General features: G+C 62.8%; 1 protein-coding gene and 1 pseudogene. Both read left to right on the forward strand.

The features are described from left to right. Positions 1 to 794 (forward strand): flagellin (locus I6F33_RS37810; RefSeq protein WP_276573718.1); only part of this gene is annotated, 794 nt, incomplete at its 5' end. Positions 795 to 1109: 315 nt separating this feature from the next. Then, positions 1110 to 1584: pseudogene (locus I6F33_RS37815) on the forward strand (flagellin); the annotation flags it as partial.

The raw sequence follows: 1584 nt of genomic DNA on the forward strand, positions 1-1584 counted from the left end.
AGACCTTGACCTTCACCTCCTTCAACGGCGGCACGGCGGTTGACGTCACCTTCGGCGACGGCACCAACGGCACGGTCAAGACGCTCGATCAGCTCAACACCAAGCTGCAGGCCAACAACCTGTCGGCCACGATCGACGCCAACGGCCTGCTGACGATCTCGACCACCAACGACTACGCGTCCTCGACCATCGGTTCGAGCGCCGCGGGTGGCTCGATCGGCGGCACGCTGACCACCGCGCTGACGTTCTCGACGGCTTCCAGCCCCGTCCAGGACACCGTTGCGCAGACGTCCCGTGCGAACCTGGTCAACCAGTACAACAACATTCTGCAGCAGATCGACTCGACTGCGCAGGACTCCTCGTTCAACGGCGTCAACCTCTTGAACGGCGACCAGCTCAAGCTGGTGTTCGACGAGACTGCAAAGTCGAGCCTCAACATCACGGGCGTGACCTACAACTCCAAGGGTCTCGGCCTCGCGGCGCTGACCAACGGCGTCGACTTCATCGACAACGCCGCGACCAACCGGGTGCTGACCAACCTCAACGCCGCCTCAAGCACGCTGCGTTCGCAGGCCTCGAGCCTGGGTTCGAACCTGACGATCGTGCAGGTTCGTCAGGACTTCAACAAGAACCTGATCAACGTGCTGCAGACCGGCTCGTCCAACCTGACCCTGGCCGACACCAACGTCGAGGCGGCCAACAGCCAGGCGCTGTCGACCCGCCAGTCGATCGCGGTCTCCGCGCTGTCGCTGGCCAACCAGTCGCAGCAGAGCGTGCTGCAGCTGCTCCGCTAATCGCGGACGACGTCGTCAGCCAAGACAATGACGGCGGGGCTTCGGCCCCGCCGTTTTCTCTTGAGGCGAGGGCGCTGACGACGCTTCAGAAAAGTAACCAGCGGTTATGGTTAATAGGGCGTAAGCGCGCAGAAATGCCAATGATTTCAGTCCGATTGAGGGTCTCGTTCGGGCTGTCGAACGGTTTATGGTGAACCAGCGCTTAGACGAGCGCGCTTCACTTCACCCTTTGTTAGCCATGTCACGGCACGCTGGCCCCGTCACTCGATCCGGAAGCGATCGAACGAAGACGCGTAAGCCAGAAGGGTAAGAGTCATGTCCGGTATTGTTCTCTCTGCGTCGGTTCGTCAGAACCTGCTCTCTCTCCAGTCCACCGCTGACCTCCTCGCCACCACCCAGAGCCGTCTGTCGACCGGCAAGAGCGTCAACTCGGCCCTGGACAATCCCACCAACTTCTTCACCGCACAGTCGCTCGACAACCGCGCCAGCGACATCAACAATCTGCTCGACGGCATCGCCAACGGCGTGCAGGTGCTGCAGGCCGCCAACACCGGCCTGACCTCGCTGCAGAAGCTGATCGACTCTGCCAAGTCGATCGCCAACCAGGCGCTGCAGACCACGGTCGGCTACTCCACCAAATCCAACGTCTCCACCACGATCGCAGGTGCGACGGCGGCCGACCTGCGCGGCACGACGTCCTATGCCAGCGCGACCGCGAGCAGCAACGTGCTCTACAACGGCACCGCCGGCGGTACGACGGCCGCGAGCGGCACCACGACGCTCGGCGCTA

It is taken from the genome of Bradyrhizobium sp. BRP20, assembly GCF_020194215.1.
GTDB classification, from domain to species: Bacteria; Pseudomonadota; Alphaproteobacteria; order Rhizobiales; family Xanthobacteraceae; genus Bradyrhizobium; species Bradyrhizobium yuanmingense.